The 17,558-nt window shown below is 52.5% G+C and carries 15 protein-coding genes, 1 tRNA gene and 2 pseudogenes; 15 read left to right on the forward strand and 3 right to left on the reverse strand.

The window, feature by feature from the left end:
- The first annotated feature begins 20 nt into the window (after positions 1-20).
- From LKI20_RS02035 to LKI20_RS02090, 12 genes are all read left to right on the forward strand, one after another.
- Positions 21-1,007 (forward strand): LacI family DNA-binding transcriptional regulator, encoded by a 987-nt coding sequence (locus LKI20_RS02035; RefSeq protein WP_291769164.1) that lies wholly within the window; start codon positions 21-23, stop codon positions 1,005-1,007.
- 39 nt (positions 1,008-1,046) lie between these two features.
- Entirely contained in the window at positions 1,047-1,490 is a 444-nt protein-coding gene (locus LKI20_RS02040) for a YhcH/YjgK/YiaL family protein (RefSeq protein WP_291769166.1), read from the forward strand.
- A gap of 252 nt (positions 1,491-1,742) precedes the next feature.
- Positions 1,743-2,207, forward strand: a complete 465-nt coding sequence (locus LKI20_RS02045) for a YhcH/YjgK/YiaL family protein (protein WP_291769169.1) — start codon at positions 1,743-1,745, stop codon at positions 2,205-2,207.
- Between the two features lie 35 nt (positions 2,208-2,242).
- A complete protein-coding gene (locus LKI20_RS02050) occupies positions 2,243-3,607 on the forward strand; it encodes a hypothetical protein (protein WP_291769172.1) in 1,365 nt (454 codons plus the stop codon).
- Positions 3,608-3,658: 51 nt separating this feature from the next.
- On the forward strand, positions 3,659-5,788 hold the full coding sequence (locus LKI20_RS02055; protein ID WP_291769175.1) for a hydantoinase/oxoprolinase family protein: 2,130 nt from the start codon (positions 3,659-3,661) through the stop codon (positions 5,786-5,788).
- A gap of 53 nt (positions 5,789-5,841) precedes the next feature.
- A complete protein-coding gene (locus tag LKI20_RS02060; protein ID WP_291769178.1) occupies positions 5,842-6,573 on the forward strand; it encodes a hypothetical protein in 732 nt (243 codons plus the stop codon).
- Between the two features lie 17 nt (positions 6,574-6,590).
- The gene (locus LKI20_RS02065) at positions 6,591-7,547 is read left to right on the forward strand and encodes an NAD(P)-dependent oxidoreductase (protein WP_291769181.1); all 957 of its coding nucleotides are present in this window, start codon (positions 6,591-6,593) and stop codon (positions 7,545-7,547) included.
- 60 nt (positions 7,548-7,607) lie between these two features.
- The gene (locus LKI20_RS02070; RefSeq protein ID WP_291769184.1) at positions 7,608-8,639 is read left to right on the forward strand and encodes a hypothetical protein; all 1,032 of its coding nucleotides are present in this window, start codon (positions 7,608-7,610) and stop codon (positions 8,637-8,639) included.
- Between the two features lie 3 nt (positions 8,640-8,642).
- Positions 8,643-10,202 (forward strand): FGGY-family carbohydrate kinase, encoded by a 1,560-nt coding sequence (locus tag LKI20_RS02075; RefSeq protein ID WP_291769187.1) that lies wholly within the window; start codon positions 8,643-8,645, stop codon positions 10,200-10,202.
- A gap of 2 nt (positions 10,203-10,204) precedes the next feature.
- The gene (locus LKI20_RS02080; protein ID WP_291769189.1) at positions 10,205-11,074 is read left to right on the forward strand and encodes an L-ribulose-5-phosphate 3-epimerase; all 870 of its coding nucleotides are present in this window, start codon (positions 10,205-10,207) and stop codon (positions 11,072-11,074) included.
- A 50-nt stretch (positions 11,075-11,124) separates the two neighbouring features.
- On the forward strand, positions 11,125-11,751 hold the full coding sequence (locus LKI20_RS02085; protein WP_291769191.1) for an orotidine 5'-phosphate decarboxylase / HUMPS family protein: 627 nt from the start codon (positions 11,125-11,127) through the stop codon (positions 11,749-11,751).
- A gap of 61 nt (positions 11,752-11,812) precedes the next feature.
- On the forward strand, positions 11,813-12,505 hold the full coding sequence (locus tag LKI20_RS02090; protein WP_291769194.1) for an L-ribulose-5-phosphate 4-epimerase: 693 nt from the start codon (positions 11,813-11,815) through the stop codon (positions 12,503-12,505).
- Between the two features lie 59 nt (positions 12,506-12,564).
- On the opposite strand, the pseudogene LKI20_RS02095 reads toward LKI20_RS02090, so the two are convergent.
- The 3 genes and pseudogenes from LKI20_RS02095 to LKI20_RS02105 all read right to left on the reverse strand — a co-directional run.
- Positions 12,565-12,726, reverse strand: a pseudogene (locus LKI20_RS02095) (IS256 family transposase); the annotation flags it as partial.
- Between the two features lie 365 nt (positions 12,727-13,091).
- Positions 13,092-13,167 (reverse strand) — tRNA-Lys (locus tag LKI20_RS02100).
- 233 nt (positions 13,168-13,400) lie between these two features.
- Complete coding sequence (locus LKI20_RS02105; RefSeq protein WP_291769197.1) at positions 13,401-13,679, reverse strand: Lrp/AsnC ligand binding domain-containing protein; 279 nt, start codon at positions 13,677-13,679, stop codon at positions 13,401-13,403.
- A gap of 410 nt (positions 13,680-14,089) precedes the next feature.
- On the opposite strand from LKI20_RS02105, the gene LKI20_RS02110 reads away from it, so the two are divergent.
- The 3 genes and pseudogenes from LKI20_RS02110 to LKI20_RS02120 all read left to right on the forward strand — a co-directional run.
- Positions 14,090-14,932, forward strand: a complete 843-nt coding sequence (locus tag LKI20_RS02110; protein ID WP_291769200.1) for an NUDIX hydrolase — start codon at positions 14,090-14,092, stop codon at positions 14,930-14,932.
- Between the two features lie 4 nt (positions 14,933-14,936).
- A complete protein-coding gene (nadA, locus tag LKI20_RS02115) occupies positions 14,937-16,202 on the forward strand; it encodes a quinolinate synthase NadA (RefSeq protein ID WP_291769204.1) in 1,266 nt (421 codons plus the stop codon).
- Positions 16,199-17,536, forward strand: a pseudogene (locus tag LKI20_RS02120) (L-aspartate oxidase); the annotation flags it as partial. The gene nadA and the pseudogene LKI20_RS02120, both read left to right, overlap by 4 nt.
- Positions 17,537-17,558: the final 22 nt, after the last annotated feature.

Genomic DNA, 17,558 nt, shown 5'->3' on the forward strand with positions numbered 1-17,558 from the left:
GTAACAGTTAGGGAAATAAGATGTCATACACCATCAGAGATATTGCGGAACGCGCAGGTGTCTCGAAATCAACTGTTTCTAGATACATCAAGGGTGAACGAAACAAGGTATCTTCCAAGACGCAGAAAATTATCGAAGGTGTGATCAAGGAACTGGACTATCGTCCCAATCAAATGGCGGTGGGTCTGGCTCGTAGACAGGCCCCACAAGTTGGCGTGGTGATGTCAGATATCGGCAATCCTTTCTCCTCCGTTGCTATGCGTGGCATTTTCGACGCGTGTACCGAAAGGAACCATATGGTTTCCTTCGCACTTTCCAACGGCAGTCTCGGCAAAGAGCGAGAAGGCATCAAGAATTTACTGTCGTTTAATATCGATCGTCTGATTATCAATACATGTGGAGGTAACGATGATTTCCTTGACGAGCTCGACCCTGCGAAAACAGTAGTGATTGACCGTCCGTTGGCAGGCAGGAAATTCCATACCGTTACATCGGACAATTTCGCGAGTACCTATGCGGCCATTGAGCGTCTACAGTCAAACGGATGCGAGTCAATAGCGTTCATTACGCCTGATATCGACTCGGTCACGACCAGACAATTGCGGTACCAAGGATATCTGGCCGCTGTGCAAGGCAAACAGAAGGCTGCGCTCGTCTCATACACATCGCAGGACGATGCCTTTAGACAGTTGGACGCGGTGTTTGCGTCAGGTTCCTGCAACGGCGCATTCACGGTCAATGGCGAGGCGTTGAAAGTGCTACTCCGATACACCAAGTCCAAAGGCGTACGCATAGGACGGGATATAGGGGTCGTGTCCTTTGAAGACTGGGATTGGATGGGGCTGACTTCCCCGACCATCACCGCCGTCAAGCAGGATTCGTACAAAATGGGGTATTACGCAGCCAAGGATCTGCTTGATGGGGATCTTGGCTCGCAGAACCTTCCCAATATCAGAACCATTTGTTCTGCCCTTGTCGAACGTGAGTCGGACAGGGTTGAACAATGAACAAGGTGCCCTCAACGACACCGGATAAAGAGAACCACCGTGTTATGGACAAATGTGCACCACGTTGATGTGGATGACTACGCCAGGTTGCAACAGGCCATCGAGCTCCTGAAACATACAGATTGGTCGGTGCCTGCCAGCAGGCACATCGATCTTGATGAGCATTGTTTCGCACAGCTGTTGGAATACAAAACGCAGGCCATCGAGAATATCGCTTTCGAGGTGCATCACCATCGACTGGATATCCACTACATCGTCGAGGGCGAGGAAACGATTCAGGTCAGCATGGATCATCCCAAGGAGACCGAGTACCTCGAAGAAAGGGATCTGGCACATGTTGAGCCGCCTGAGAGCTGTAGCTCAATCGTCATGCGCGCCGGAGACGCACTGATCATCGGTATGGACGAACCGCACAGAACGAATGGTCTGGTGCGTGGCACAGCAAGCAACGTCAGAAAGGTCGTACTAAAAATGAAACATTGATGTCGGGCACTTCCACAAAACAGTGATATCCGATATACCGCAGTTAGCCTCATGAAGACGCGTTTCATTCGCAAAGGAATGAGCCTGCATTCATGGTTAAGACGCTCACGGCAGGATACACCAATTCGCATTGGATGCATTGGTCGACGCTGACCAATGACATCATTAAAACGCCTTGAACGAGGATGTTCATAAAGGCAATGGCACTCTGGCGCCGCATGCCAGGGAACAGTGATTCAAAGGAGAATTTAAATGGAAAACGGCAAAGGAATATGGTACCGACACGATCCGAAGGTCCGTCAACGTATCGATACGGCAATCGCATACCTCACATCGCATGAGGACGAGCTGTTGGCGAAGCCGGTAGGCAAGTACCCTCTCGCCGAGGGGATCGAAGTCCGTGTGCAGAGCTACGACTCGCGCGAATACGACACGATGGTGTACGAGACGCATCGCGATCATATCGATCTCCACTACATGCTTGACGGGCAGGAATATGTGCGTTGGTGGGACAAAGGCGTTGTGGAACCAAATTCCGAGTACGACGAGGTGGAGGACATCATCTTCTACCCCCACCCACCGCAGCACAACCGCGCCTTGCTAAGCAGCCACCATTACGTGTTGGTGTATCCGGAAGACATGCACGCAGCCCACGGCATGGTTGACGGGAAAGTCAGTCATAACCACAAAGTTGTCGTCAAGATCTCCGTGCTCTGATCCCTGGTTTCGATGGAATTGTTAGGAGAATATTCATGGTGCAGATAATCATAGGCGTACTGCTTCTGGTCGCCTTCTTCGGCCTTATCGTATATGCGTTCCGTGGCGGAAATCTGATGTTGGGCATGCTCATCATGGCCATCATTTGGGCGAGCCTTTCGATCATCGGGTTCCTCACGATCAAAGATCCGAGCTTCGTCAGCGCGAACAAGGCTCTCATTAATACTTCCTTGGCTGATCATCTCAAGGCCGTATTCCAGTCTGGTCCGGAAAGCTGGGGCCCGACCCTGGTGAACTTCATCTTCGGCGCATGGTTCGGCCGTGTGATGTTGAAGACCGGCATCGCTTCCAAAATCATCAAACTCACGGTTGAACTCGGCGGCGATAAGCCTGTTGTCACCTCAATCATGCTGTCGATCGTTACCACCTTCGTATTCTCGAGCATGTTTGGTGCAGGAGCCGTGGTCGCCATTGGCGTCATCGTCTTCCCGATCCTGCTCTCCCTAGGCATCCCGAAGAAAACAGCCCTGGTATCCTTCATGTTGGCGGTCGGCGCCGGTCTGTATATCAACCCGGTCATTTTCTCGCAGTACAAGATGTTCTATTTGGATTCCAACGGAAACGAGACGGTCTCCTACGACTCCCAGTACCTTCAGTGGGGTTTCATCGCGCTGGCAGTCCAATTGCTGATAGCGATCATCTACACCATCGTTTTCTCGCGCAAGAAGCGTCAAGTGCATCAGTGGGCTTCACCCATGCCTAAAAATGGTACCGGTGCCACTGAAGGCAACAAAGTTCCAGGCATAGCCTTGATCACGCCTTTCGTGCCGGTCGTGCTGGCCATTGCCTTCGGACTCCCAGTTATTTTCGGTTTCCTTGTAGCAGGATTCTTCGCGCTAGCCGTATGTGGTTTTATGCGTACTTGGAAGGGCACTGCTGAGGTGTTCAACAAGACTTTCTACGACGGCGTTATTGACACAGCGCCGCTGATGGGCTTCATGCTGATCATCCCTATGTTCAATGCCGCTTCCAGCCTCGCAGTGCCTTACTTCCAGTCGCTGTTGGGCGGGATCATCCCGAACTCCACACTGGTCGTCGCCCTAGCTTTCGCCATCATCGCGCCACTTGGACTGTTCCGTGGCCCGTTGACATTGGCTGGCGCGGGGTCGGCCACATTGGGCATTCTCAAGAGCCTGAACTTCAGTCCTCACTTCCTCTTCGCTCTGATGTACGCGCCGACGGTGACGATGAACATCTCCAGCGATATCACCCAGTCCTGGATTATCTGGGGCATTAACTACACCAAGGTCGAAACAAAGGACTATCTGAAGTCCTCGGCGCCGACCGGTTGGATCATCACCGCGATTCTGAGCGCCGCCACCTTCTTCATCTACGGATGATCGCAGGTGCGCGTCGAAATGGAAATCGAATCGAGAAAAACGAGGTAAATCATGGCACGACGACTTGTACGAATGGGAATCGACGTCGGTGGAACCAACACCAAATGCGTTGCAATAGATAACAACACCCATGAGATCATCGGAAAAGCTTCGGTCTTCACCACGCATGACGACAAGGCCGGAGTTGCCACCGGAGTGGTCGACTGCTTCCAGCAATGCATGGAGAAGAACGGCATCTCCCCGGAGGAAGTGGTATTCGTCGCGCATTCCACGACCCAGGCTACGAATGCGCTGCTCGAAGGGGATGTCGCCAACGTGGGCATCCTGGGCACGGCCAAGGGATGGCTGTCTTCGATCCTGACCAAAAGTCAGTTGCATCTGGACGATATCGATCTTGGCACCGGCCGTCAGATTCATATTGTGGATGAGTTCATCAATAGCAAGAATCTGACCACCGAGTCCATCAAAAAGGCTTTGGCGGATATGGGTGCCAAAGGAGTGCAAGTTGTCGTTGCCAGCGCGGCTTTCGGGGTTGACGGCGACGATTCGGAACGAACCATAGCCGATATCTCCGATGCCGAAGGATATCCAGCCACTGCGGCGTCGGAGATCACCAAGATGTACGGGCTGGCCAGACGCACCAGAACCGCCGCCATCAATGCCAGCATTCTTCCCAAGATGCTTGATACGGCTGAGAAAACCGAAAGTTCGGTTCGCGCCACCGGAGTGAATGTGCCACTGATGATCATGCGTGGTGATGGCGGGGTCATGGACTTCGAAGAGATGAAGAAGCGCCCGGTGTTGACGATGCTCTCCGGTCCCGCCGCATCCGTGATGGGTGCTCTGATGTATCTTCGTGCATCCAACGGTATGTATTTCGAAGTTGGCGGCACCACCACGAACATCGGTGTGATCAAGAATGGTCGTCCTGCCATCGACTATTCGGTGGTCGGAGGCCATGAAACTTTTGTCAGCTCCCTTGATGTGCGTGTGTTGGCGGTGGCGGGCGGCTCGATGGTCAGAGTGAACAAATCAGGTGTGGTTGATGTGGGTCCGCGATCGGCCCACATCGCGGGTTTGGATTACGCGGTCTTTACGAATCCAGAGGAAATCGTGAATCCGCAGATGGAGCTTTGCCAACCCAAGGAGGGCGATCCCTCGGATTACGTCAAGATCAACCTGGAAAACGGCTCAAGCGTCACCATCACTAATTCCTGTGCGGCGAATGTTCTGGGTTACGTCACGAAAGGGGATTATTCCTACGGCAGTCCGGAGGCCGCGCGTAAGGCGATGGAACCAGTCGCTGCATATTGCGGATTGAGCGTTGAGGAGCTGGCAAAACAGATTCTCGCGAAATCTTACGAGAAGATCGAAAGCTGCATCAATGCCCTGGCCGAGAAATACAAGCTGTCGCATGAGCAGATCTCGTTGGTTGGCTGTGGCGGCGGAGCTGCATCGCTGCTCCGCTACACCGCTGAGACCTTGGATGTGAAATACATGATCCCGGAGAATGCGGAGGTCATTTCGTCCATCGGGGTGGCGCTCGCCATGATCAGGGATGTGGTCGAACGTGTGGTGCCGACACCCTCCGCAGAAGACATCAGATCGATCAGAGAAGAAGCCACTGCGCAGGCGATCTCGTCCGGTGCTGCACCGGAAACCATCGAAGTGCACATCGACATCAACACGCAGGAGTCGAAACTCACCGCGATTGCTACTGGATCGACAGCCGTGCAGTCGCAGGATTTGCTCGCAGCAGCGAGTGACGATGAATTGAAACAGATCGCAGCCGACGATATGCGTCTGCCGGTTGCGGAGGTCACCTTAGACACTGGAACTGATTTCATCAAGGTGTTCACTGCGCAGAAGAACGACACAACCTCCGTGCGCATCATCGATAAGAAGGGATTCATCAAGGTTCAGCGTGATGGGGCGAGGATCGAGAGCACCACGGTCGGGAAGTATCAGGATACCGTGCGGCAACTCTACGATGATCTTGCCGTCTATATGTCTGATGCAGTGCTTCGTCCATACTTCTATGTGTGTCTCGGAGGCAAAGTGATGGACTTCGATGGCAGCAGTATGGACTATGAACAGCTGCTGGTGTTGATGGATGTCGAATTCGGCGATGCCGAGCCGGACCAAGATATCATCATCGTTGCGGCGAAGAGCACGATCTGATGAGCAACCCGTGGAGGCACCTCGGTGAAGACCTCAAATCGAGTTTCTCTGGAATGCCAGGATTGACGACGATCCCTGGGGTGACGCAAGTGAAAGTGCGGGCGTGTTCGGCACGTGAACTGCTCGACCAGACCATGTCGTTGCCCCAGGAGGCCTTTCAATGGCACATGCTGTCGAACGACCCACTGTATGAACGCTATAGCGACGAGCAGCGTCGCGAGATCATCGCTTTAGCGGCAGGAGTGGGGCAAAAATACGCCGACGAAGTGCTTGCCTTGGGTGGTGATCTGGACGACGTATTGGGCCACTATGACATCGCCTACGACGAACAAAGCAAACCGCTTTCGGCGGACAGAGTGGTGTTCGCGCAGTATGTCGAGCCCAATGCCGTCACCGTATTCACTGACACGTTGGACAAGTATCAGCGATACAGCGAATGTCAGGACAATGAACACGACATGAGTCGTGACGCAGTGCGCGAAGTGTTGATTGCGCATGAACTGTTTCACTATCTCGAACACCGCGATGAGCGAAGCATCGTTACCAAGAACTACAAGACCACGACGCATCGAGCGGGTCCGCTACGGCTGCGATCCCGAGTTGCGGCGATGAGCGAGATCGCAGCCATGTCCTTCGCCAAGGGATGGCTGGGTCTCGACTATTCGCCCAATGTATATGACGTCCTGCTTGTGCGCCTATACGAGCCGGATGCGGCCACGATGATCCTCGACAATATCCGTGAAGTTTACCAAGACAACAATCCGCAGGCCATCAAGGCCGTATGAAAGAAGTAGGAGCAATCATGGGAAAAAAGCAAATATTGGTCACGGGAATCGTTCCCAGGGAAGGTCTCGACGAGCTGTTCGAGCGTTTCGACGTCACCTACACGCAGGATGAACCCTTCTCACGGGCTTGGGTGCTGGACCATGCGAATCATTACGATGGCATGATTCTTATGGCACAACGAGGAGACAAGGAATTCATTGATGCGTGCGATCGCCTGAAGATTATTTCCCTCAACGCGGTGGGATACGACCATGTGGATACAGCGTATGCCAAAGAACACGGTATCGCGGTAGCCAATTCACCTCAGGCAGTACGTATTCCTACTGCGGAACTGACATTCAGTTTATTGCTGGCCGCGGTGAAGCGGCTGCATTTCTACGATGCCACCGTACGTGAAGGTGATTGGTTCGATGTATCCGAACGCCGTCTGCAGGGGCGTACCCTTCATGGTCTGACGTTGGGAATCTTCGGCATGGGACGCATCGGTAAAACCGTTGCTGAATATGCGACAGCTTTCGGTATGTCGGTGATTTACAACGATTCGCACCACCTTGATGCCGACACTGAGGCACGCACCGGATACCGTTATGTGGAATTCGATGAATTGCTGAAGCGTTCGGATGTCATCACGATTCATGCACCGGGTCTGCCCTCCACAACGGGATTGTTCGATGCGGCCGCATTTCAGGCCATGAAGGATGACGCCTACATCATCAACGCCGCCCGCGGCCCGATCATCAACCAGAATGATCTGATCACGGCGCTTAAGCAGGGCGACATCGCCGGTGCTGGTCTGGATGTGTTCGAGACAGAACCGAATATTCCCGAAGCATTGCGTGAGCTGCCCAACGTCATCATGTCTCCACATGCGGGGACGGGAACGGTTGAAGGGCGCATCGAACTTGCCAAGGAGGCTGCGAACAACATCATCAGCTTCTTCGACGGTACGCCGGTAAATGTAGTCAACAAGTAAGCCACGTGTCTGAGATCGCCGATCGCTGATGTGCCAGACGCTTTTCGGTTGGGAGTGTGTATGGAATTCCAAAAAATATTTGCAGATGAGTTGGATCATGGATATGCGGTGATGCGGCTGCATGAGCAGGGCAGAGATTTCGTCCTGATCGCATCCGAGGAGAATAAACCTTGCTACGCCTATGATTTGGACAACCATTACCGCAGAATCACAGTGTGGAATGATGTCGGTGGCACCATGACCATGGTGCAGATCCCCGGTACGCTTGATTTTCTTGCCACGCAGCGCTTCTATCCGGGGTTCAATTCCGCCGCATGCCGGATCGTCCGCGCACATTTCAATGGTGTGGACTGGGACCTCTCCGAAGTGGCGCAGATGCCCTATATTCATCGTTTCGACATCATCGAACATGATGGCGGCTTCCGCTTTATTGGGTGTTCCATCGCCAATTCCAAACAGGATACGGATGACTGGTCCGATCCTGGGAAGGTATTCGTGGGTATGTACGACGAGCAGAAGAATATTCTGCAAGACGTACATCCCCTGGACGTGCGAATCACCAAGAATCATGGATACCGCAGAGGCGACGGGACATACTCATTCATCACCGGAGCTGAAGGGATCTTCAAACTGCTGTATCCGGCTGACGGAGCTGGATGGCGCATTGAACGAGTGGCAGACAACGAGACGAGTGACATGGCCGGAGTTGACGTCGACGGTGATGGTAGGAAGGAATATCTGGCGATTCAAGGATTCCACGGATGTCATCTGCGTTTGTACGACGATCATTTCAACACTATCGCTGTCTCAAATAGACAAACGCCGTTCGGACACGCGATCGATGGTGTGACGGTGTCGGGGGAGACCTTCTTCCTCTTCGGATATCGCGACGGCAAACAGGAGCTGGAACTCGTGACGCTCGACGATGGGACATTGAAGGAGACCGTCATAGATTCCGGCGTCGGCCCCAGCAATGTGCTCGTGTATCGCAAGGCAGGTAAGGATTATCTGCTGAGCGCCAATCGCGAGAAGAACGAGGTGGCCATCTACCGTATATCCAGCACAGCGCCCGGCAACATGGATGCGGAGTAGATTATGGAACCGCACTCACCACGAAGATACCTGACCCTTGACAATGGGGGAACCAATACCAAAGCGCTGCTGTTCGATGACGAAGGCAGGATGTTGGCGAAGAGCTCCTTTGCAACGGATTGGATACAGCCCCAGCCAAGCATGAGAGAGATTGATCTGCATACGCTCAAAGATTCCATATTTTCAGTCATTCGAACTGTTCTCTCGAATGCGGGAATCAGCGGATCTGAAGTGGACTGCATTACCTGCGTGGGGCATGGCAAAGGACTGTACACGCTTGACAAAACCGGGAGGGTACGTCACCGCGGGATTTTGTCCACGGACAATCGGGCCAAGGCATTGACCACCGAATTTGAGCGGCGCGTGGAGACGATCTATCCGATAAGCTCTCAACACGTGATGCCGAGTCAGGCACCGGTGCTGTTGCGTTGGTTGAAGGAACACAGTCCGGACGTCTACAGCGACATAGGCACGGTATTCTCCGCCAAGGACTTCGTTCGTTTTCTGTTATCTGGGGACATTCACCAGGAGATTGCCGACGCATCGGGCAACAATCTGGTGAATCTGCACACCAGGGAGTATGACCCCAGACTGTTCGAATTCTTTGGCATCGACGAAGCACTTGACTGGATGCCTCCTCTGGTGGAAGCGGAATCCTTGGTTAGCTCGGTTGACTCGACGGCGGCTGCGCAAACGGGATTGACCGAAGGAACCCCAATCACCGGTGGGCTGTTTGACATCGATGCGGGGACTCTGGGCATGGGGGTCCTTGATACAAGCCGTTTCGGAATTATCGCCGGCACATGGAATATCAATGTGTATCCGGTTGCAGAGCCGTGCGCTTGCAAACCGGGAATCATGAACTCCCTGTTTGCCGCACGGCAGATACTGACCGAAGCATCAAGTCCGACCTCCGCGGGGAATCTGGATATTATACTCAGGCTTCTTATGCCGGATCGTTTGCAGCTTGCGCAAACAACAGGCACAGCAATCTATGACGAGCTTGAGCGTGTATTGAATGCCTCGCGCGGGGAGCCGTCGCCGGTGGTGTATTTCCCCTTCTTGTATGGCAGCAACAGTGATCCCTACGCGTCGGCAGGTTTTCTGGGTATCGATAGCACGACTACTCGTGAACATCTGATTATGGCGGTTTACGAGGGAATCGTCTTCGCACATCGGCAGCATATCGACCAGCTGCGTGCAGTCTGTGCGGGCATGCCGCCCGTGGCGCGCGTTTCTGGAGGAGCGGCAAATTCTGCGGCCTGGATGCAGCTGTTCGCCGACGTATTGAAGATTCGTATAGAAACACTGCGGCAGAAGGAGAGTTCAGGATTAGGTGGCGCCATCGTATCAGCGGTTGCGACAGGCAGATACCCCTCATTGATCCAGGCGGTGCGGCACATGGTGGAGGTCGCCCATGCTTATGAACCCGACGAGGTCTCTGCTGCGCGATACGCGGAGAAATATGACACATATCAGGATATGCTCGGCGCTCTTTCCGGTCATTGGGATGGGCGCAACGGTGCCGTCGGCACCAAAGCAACAACGGAAAACGAGGTGTAACGATGAATTCACTAGGAATATACGAGAAAGCCCTGCCGAAGGTGGAATCTTGGCAGGAGTGCTTCGCGACGGTGCGTGACCTGGGATTCAATTTCCTGGAGTTCTCGGTTGACGAGAGTGACGAAAGATTGGCGCGTCTTGAATGGACTCGTTCGCAGCGCGAATTGTTCAGAGATGCCGCCTGGCATTCCGGTGTACGGGTGCATACCCTGATGCTCAGCGGGCATAGAAGGTTTCCTCTAGGCTCTGCCGATCCTGTGACCAGGGAGAAGAGCCTCACCATGCTGTACCAGGCCATCGATCTGGCTTACGACTTGGATATCCGCAATATTCAGATGGCGGGTTATGACGTGTACTATGAACCCAAAACTGTGGAATCCAGGGAATGGTTCATCGAGAACCTGAAAAAGGGCGTGGAATACGCCGCATCCCGTCAGGTCATGTTGGATATCGAGACCATGGATGATCCTTTCCTGAACTCTGTACGCAAGATCAAGGCCCTTAAGACGCAGATCCACAGCCCATGGCTTCAGGTGTATCCGGATCTGGGAAATCTCACCGCCTGGCCCGATAACAATGTCGGCGCCGAGCTTGAGTCGGGAATCGACAATATCGTCTCCATACACCTCAAAGACACTAAGCCTGTGACCGCCACCGAGCCAGGTGAATTCAGGGACGTTCCGTTCGGCGATGGAACGGTCGACTTCGAGGGATGTCTCAGAACATTGCACCGGCTCGGATACACAGGTGCCTTCACCATCGAGATGTGGACCCAGCAGGCCCCGGATCCCATCTCGGCCGTTCGTAAGGCAAAAGCGTATTTTGCTGAGATATTCAAGAATGTCGGCATTGAGCAGGAAACGCTGCGTTAAGCAATGCCAATAGAGCGCCGCAGCTTTCGCGGCCCGGTGGGAAGGAAGGGATGATGATGAAATTACAGGTTGCCATCGATCGTGTGGATCTGGCCAAGGCCGAAGAATTCGTTCGTGAGCTGAGGGGCGAGGCTGACATCATAGAAATGGGCACTTCGCTGACGATGGAGTTTGGAGTGCGTAGTCTGGCTCCGCTGGTGAGTTTGGCGGGGGACACTCCGATGCTGGGTGATATCAAGACCTGTGATGAAGGCGCATACGAATTCGATACAGGGTTCTCATGCGGATTTTCATACCTCACGGTTATGGGAGCTGCATCAATCGAGACCGTGCGGACCTGTTACGAGTCCACGGCACGGCACGGCAGGCGGATGATGATCGATCTGATCGGGTGCGATGAGGAACGCGTCACCATGTTGTCGGAGTTCTCCGATGCCATCTTCTATCTGCACACGTCAATTGATGCGCCGCAGCCTCCCAGCCCACTCCAGGAGATACGTGCCTTCAAGCGCGACTTCCCTTCCGTGAGACATATTGCTATCTCTGCTGATGGGAATCTTGAAGAAATAGGTGATCTTTCGCGCGAGGGGGTCGAGATTCTGATCATGGGGCCGACCATCAATGCCGCGGCGGACCCGAAGGCAGCCTGCCGATCTGTAATGGCTAGATGGCGCTGAGGTGTGGCAGTAAACAATGTGCTATGAGAAGTGAATCGTTTTTTAAAGGAAAGGAACAACAATGGTGTCGTTAGCTGATTATTCGGATGTGGTGCGTGCTGAGGTGAAGCAGGTGCGCGAGGTGGTGTCTGGGTTACATGGGCAGTTGTTGAAGTGGAATCTGGTGGTGTGGACGGCGGGTAATGTGTCGCAGCGTTTGCGTTCGGCTGATTTGATGGTGATCAAGCCTTCGGGTGTCAGGTATGAGTTTTTGACACCGCAGTCGATGGTGGTGACGGATCTGGAGGGTAATGTGGTCGATGGTGAGCAGGCGCCATCGTCTGATACAGCGTCGCACGCATATATCTATCGGCATATGCCCGAGGTGTTTGGCGTGGTGCATACACACTCGACGTATGCGACGGCGTGGGCTGCTGCCGGTAGGGATATTCCGTGTGCGTTGACGATGATGGGTGATGAGTTCGGTGGCCGTGTGCCGGTTGGTCCGTTCAAGTTGATTGGTTCGGAGGCCATCGGAGAGGGTGTGGTGGAGACGCTGGCTCGTTTTCCGAAGTCGCCGGCGGTTTTGATGCGTAATCATGGGCCGTTTGCGGTGGGTGTTGATGCGGAGTCGGCGGTGAAGGCAGCGGCAATGACGGAGGAGGTGGCTCGTACGGTGTGGGCGGCGGAGCAGTTGGGTGGTGCGGTTGAGATTGCTCAGCATGATATCGACAGCCTCAATGATCGCTACCAAAACATCTATGGACAGCATTAAAACTTCCAACAACACTGAAAGAGCTTGCCAAGTGTTGTGTGTAAGGGTGTATTTGGTTTTTAAATGTAGGGGTTGATTCGTTCTGGGTATGCCAGGGCGAGTTGTGCGAGGGTTTGTTGCCAGTTGGTGGTGATTTGGCCTCGATTATTGATGATTTTCCGTAGCTGAAAATTCAACGATTCGATCGAATTCGTCGTGTATATCACGCGACGGGGCATGGGCCGTGAGAGTCGCCAGAAGACCCGGGATGGTCGCGCCGAGAACGCGGCCATGGAATCGTTCTTCTCTCTATATTTGCCTACAGCAACCAGCTAGCGGCATAACACAAACAAAGGGAAACAGTCAACCAAACCTATAGCAAACCCCCAGCCGTACATGAGCCTGGATGACTCGATGCGCCGCATCGCCAACCAGACGCTCTTTGCCAAGCTCTGCGCCCAGGACGACAATCATGTCGAAGGCCGCAACGGTGAGCCCTTCGATATCCTCACGGACCTCGATATACAAAAACTCGCTCTCTGCCACAAGGCGGAGAGCGAGACGGGAAATCAAACTCAGTTCGTCGCAAGTTTGAACAACGAACAGCTGGTGCCCCCCCTCGGATTCGAACCGAGAACCCACGACTTAAAAGGACGCTGCTCTAACCATTGAGCCAGAGGGGCAACAGCAGTACATCTTACAACTGAATTCGCAAAGACGCCACTCCGCTGAGCAATTGGTGTGGCTTTGTTGCATATTCGCTGCTACTAAAGAGTTTTCAGCACCGCTCATGATGTCGATTGCGCAGTTGAGAATGAGCCTCAGAAGCGTTGGAAAACAAGGAAAATAGTGGTATCGCAATTACAAGGCACTTAAGCTACGAGGCACCAAGGCCGAGACCTTGTATATATGAAGCTCAGTCAAGACCTAGGTCGAAAGCTGCGCTGAGTTCTTTGTCAGAATACGTTTTAAACGCCATTAAGGTTTGGGTGTTGATAACCCCGTCAACTTTCGCAATTCCTCCTGGAATGATGGAAGTGAGATCTTCGAAGGCTTTTGTGGAGACCACAGCAACGAGATCGATATCACCAGCAACTGAATATACGTCTTTTACGCCATCGATTTCGACAATTGATTGAGCTGCCTCATTGATTTTATTGGATTCTGCATTAATCATCACGATTGCATCAACCATGAGTGTTCCTTTCGCAAGCTTGTTCCTTCAGAGCTTTCGTTATCCGTGCTCAGACTTATCCGTTGAACGACATCTCTACCTGTTGCCCAGTATAGATTCATATATCTATACGCGCTGGTCATGATTCGAGGAATACGAGGATCCTCCGTTATTCAATAGATTCGGGTACTCCATCACTATGATTCACGGCGAGGAGATGTGCAGAACGGCTTGCATCGCAGCGCAGTAAGAAACTAAGACATACCATTAAAAGTCATTTTGACTATAAGTGGAGTAGACTGCTAAACAGCATCAACAACACCATCGATACACCGTAGATCTCACGAACATTGACGCTACCAGGATTTAAGCAATTGAGCTCGGGTAATTGAATCCGCATAATCAGCAACAGACGCAGCAAGGAGAATCGCATGCCAATAGGAAATGTTAGCGAGCGACAACAACTGCCGCCCGATGTGGGTATTTCAGTGGTGATTCTTGCTCTGGGTGATCCAGACGGTGAAGTCTCAGCGCTCGACCAGCCAAATTGCCACGGTGAAGCTCACCAGTCGAATTCGGGCACTGGACAACTCTGGATACCACTGGTTAAGCGTGTGAAGCAACCATTTTTCGGTGAGTGGGCGCTGCCTGGAGGCAAACTGCAATGCGGAATTTCTCTTGAACAGGCAGCTTTTTCGGCACTCGATTCAACTACTGATATGCATCCACGCTATTTGGAACAACTTTATACATTTGGTGATCCAAGTCGCTCAAGCGGCGGTTTACCAATGGTATCTATTGTGTATTGGGCTCTAGTCGGTGCTACTGAAACTAAGCAGTATCAGGAGGCGGACAACGTTCAGTGGTTTCCCGTTGACGCCCTGCCGAAGCTCGCTTTTGACCACAACAACATTGTTGAATATGCATTGTGGCGACTGCGCAATCGAATTGAGTATTCGACCATAGCTGCACGTTTAGTGGGAGAGCAATTCACATTAGCTCAATTGCGTAGCGTGCATGAAGCGGTTCTGGGGCATCCTCTGGATCCTGCGAATTTTCGACGTCGGATGCTGAGCTCCAACGAATTGGAAGATACAGGCTCCACCGTAGTGCAAGGACGCAGCCGACCGGCAGTTATTTACCGCTATAGAGCTAATGAGCAGGCAGTATTCAGACCTGAAGCGTCGCTCAACGTAAATGCACAAACGACGAATATTTCAGAATCTACGGATAACAGTCCACATACATCTATGACCCCACTGTTAAAGGAGTAACATCATGAGCGCTGTTGATGAGATTATTGCTCGACTTGATGCGCAGAACACCTGCGACACCGATCTCGCACTCGACCCTTGGGCCTTTGACGACCCACACGTACCTAATTCATATGGTCCTGGTGCTTCAATCGCAGATCGCATACCCCATATGGCTCCGCGTCAACAACCACTACCGGAGAAGTATCGTCAAGCATCTAATGCTGAGCTTCGCGCACGAATAATTGAGGCAAAAGCACAGTTGGGTGATGCTGTGCTGATTCTCGGCCATTTCTACCAGCGCGACGAAATTGTCGAACATGCTGATTTCCTTGGTGACTCTTTCCAATTAGCAAAGAATGCAACAGAGCGGCCTGACGCCAAACATATCGTGTTTTGTGGGGTTCATTTTATGGCTGAAACAGCAGATATTCTTTCTATGCCGGAGCAAAGTGTCACCTTGCCAAACTTGTCGGCAGGATGCTCAATGGCGGACATGGCGGATATCGATCAGGTCGAGGAATGTTGGGATCAGCTTGATGAAATTTGCGGGTCTGATAAGACTCTAGATGGTCTGGCTCCTATTATTCCGGTTACGTATATGAATTCTTCTGCTGCGCTCAAGGCTTTCTGCGGCAAGCACGGTGGTATCGTCTGCACATCTTCTAATGCTCGTGCTGTTTTGCAATGGTCCTTTGCCAGAGGGCAACGAGTGCTCTTTTTCCCGGATCAGCATCTAGGCCGCAACACCGCACTAGCGATGGGTATGGATCTTAATCGTATGCCGTTATGGAACCCCTATAAACCCTTAGGAGGTGGAACCCCAGAGCAATATCAGCAGGCGCAAATGATTCTGTGGAAAGGATTCTGCTCAGTGCACCAGCGCTTCACTGTTGAGCAGATCAAGCGAGCTCGTGCAGCGTATCCGGATGTCAAAGTTATTGTTCATCCAGAGTGCTCGATGGAGGTAGTTAATGCAGCAGATGGCACTGGTTCCACCGCATATATTGTTAAGCAGATTGAACAAGCTCCTGCGGGGTCAGCGATTGCGGTCGGTACAGAGATCAATCTGGTGAATCGTTTGGCAGCTCAATATCCCGATAAAACGGTGTTTTGTCTTGACCCAGTTGTTTGTCCTTGTTCCACAATGTTCCGCATTCATCCCGCATATTTAGCGTGGTCGCTTGATCAGCTGTTGGAGGGCGAAGTGGTAAATCGCATCACCGTTGATGCTCAAACCGCAGGACATGCCAGAGTTGCTTTAGAGCGAATGTTGAGGGTGCATCCATGATTGTTGTCGTTGGATCGGGGATTGCAGGGCTTTCTGCTGCATTAGCAATCACGCAGACCGTTGGAGAACACGGCACAGCCTCATCTGAGGCACATCCTGATGTGCTACTGGTCACTAAAGGCCCGATTTTAGAATCTAACACTTTGCACGCGCAAGGCGGTATCGCGGTAGCCCTATTCCAAGATGATGATCCGAGTCTGCACAAGGCCGATACCCTAGCAGCTGGTGCTGGTCTTTGTGACCCTACGGCTGTTGATGTGCTCACCCGCGAGGGAGTCCAAAGGGTGCGTGAACTGGTTGAAGCAGGCGTACATTTCGACCGTCAGCCGGATGGAAATTTGTCACGTGGGCTTGAGGCGGCTCATGGTAAAGCGCGCGTAATCCATGCCGGCGGTGATGCAACGGGCAAGATATTGGAGCAGGATGTTGCTGCGATGGTGCTTGCCAATCCCAAAGTTCATGTAATTGAACATGCGATGCTGAAAGATCTCATTATTACTGACAATCGAGTTGCTGGTGTCACACTCTTAATTGACACGAGCGCGCAGCCAGTAGCGCAACAATACCCCAATAGCATAAGCGATTATGTGCTGAATCAAGCAAGTACTGCAAGCAACCATATGGTCGATGTCAGAGCTCAGGCAGTCATCCTTGCCACTGGAGGTTCTGGACAGCTATATCCATATACCACTAACCCGCAGATTGCTACTGGCGACGGTGTCGCTGCTGCTTGGCGAGCTGGAGCACAGCTAGCAGATTTGGAGTTCTATCAGTTTCATCCAACAGCTTTGGCAGTCGGTGAACACTTTTTAATCTCTGAAGCAGTAAGAGGTGAAGGGGCTCATTTGCTTGATGAACAGGGAGTCCGCTACATGCTTCAAGTAGATAAACATGCCGAACTTGCCCCTCGTGATGTGGTTGCCAGGGCGAATTTTGCTGTGATGCAGAAACAGTCGGGACGGCCAGTGTATCTCGATGTGTCACAGATATCACTGCCAGATTCCGTTATTTCAGATGCGCTAAGCAATGCCAGACCAACAGTTCGAAGCTCGCATAAAGAACTGCTACGAGCCTTTCTGCATCGCCGCTTTCCGACAATTGATGCCACCACACGCTCACTCGGTTTTGATTGGTGTGATCAGGCACTGCCAGTAGCTCCTGCAGCGCACTATTCAATGGGCGGTATTTGCACTGATGTTTTCGGACGGACGAGTGTACCTGGCTTATATGCCGCAGGTGAGTGTGCGCGAAGCGGTGTGCATGGGGCAAATAGATTAGCTTCCAATTCCTTGCTGGAAGGTCTCGTGTTTGGTCACAGGGCGGGTATTGCAGCAAAGAATTTCATCAATTCACCTC

Source organism: Bifidobacterium sp. (genome assembly GCF_022647885.1).
GTDB lineage: Bacteria > Actinomycetota > Actinomycetes > Actinomycetales > Bifidobacteriaceae > Bombiscardovia.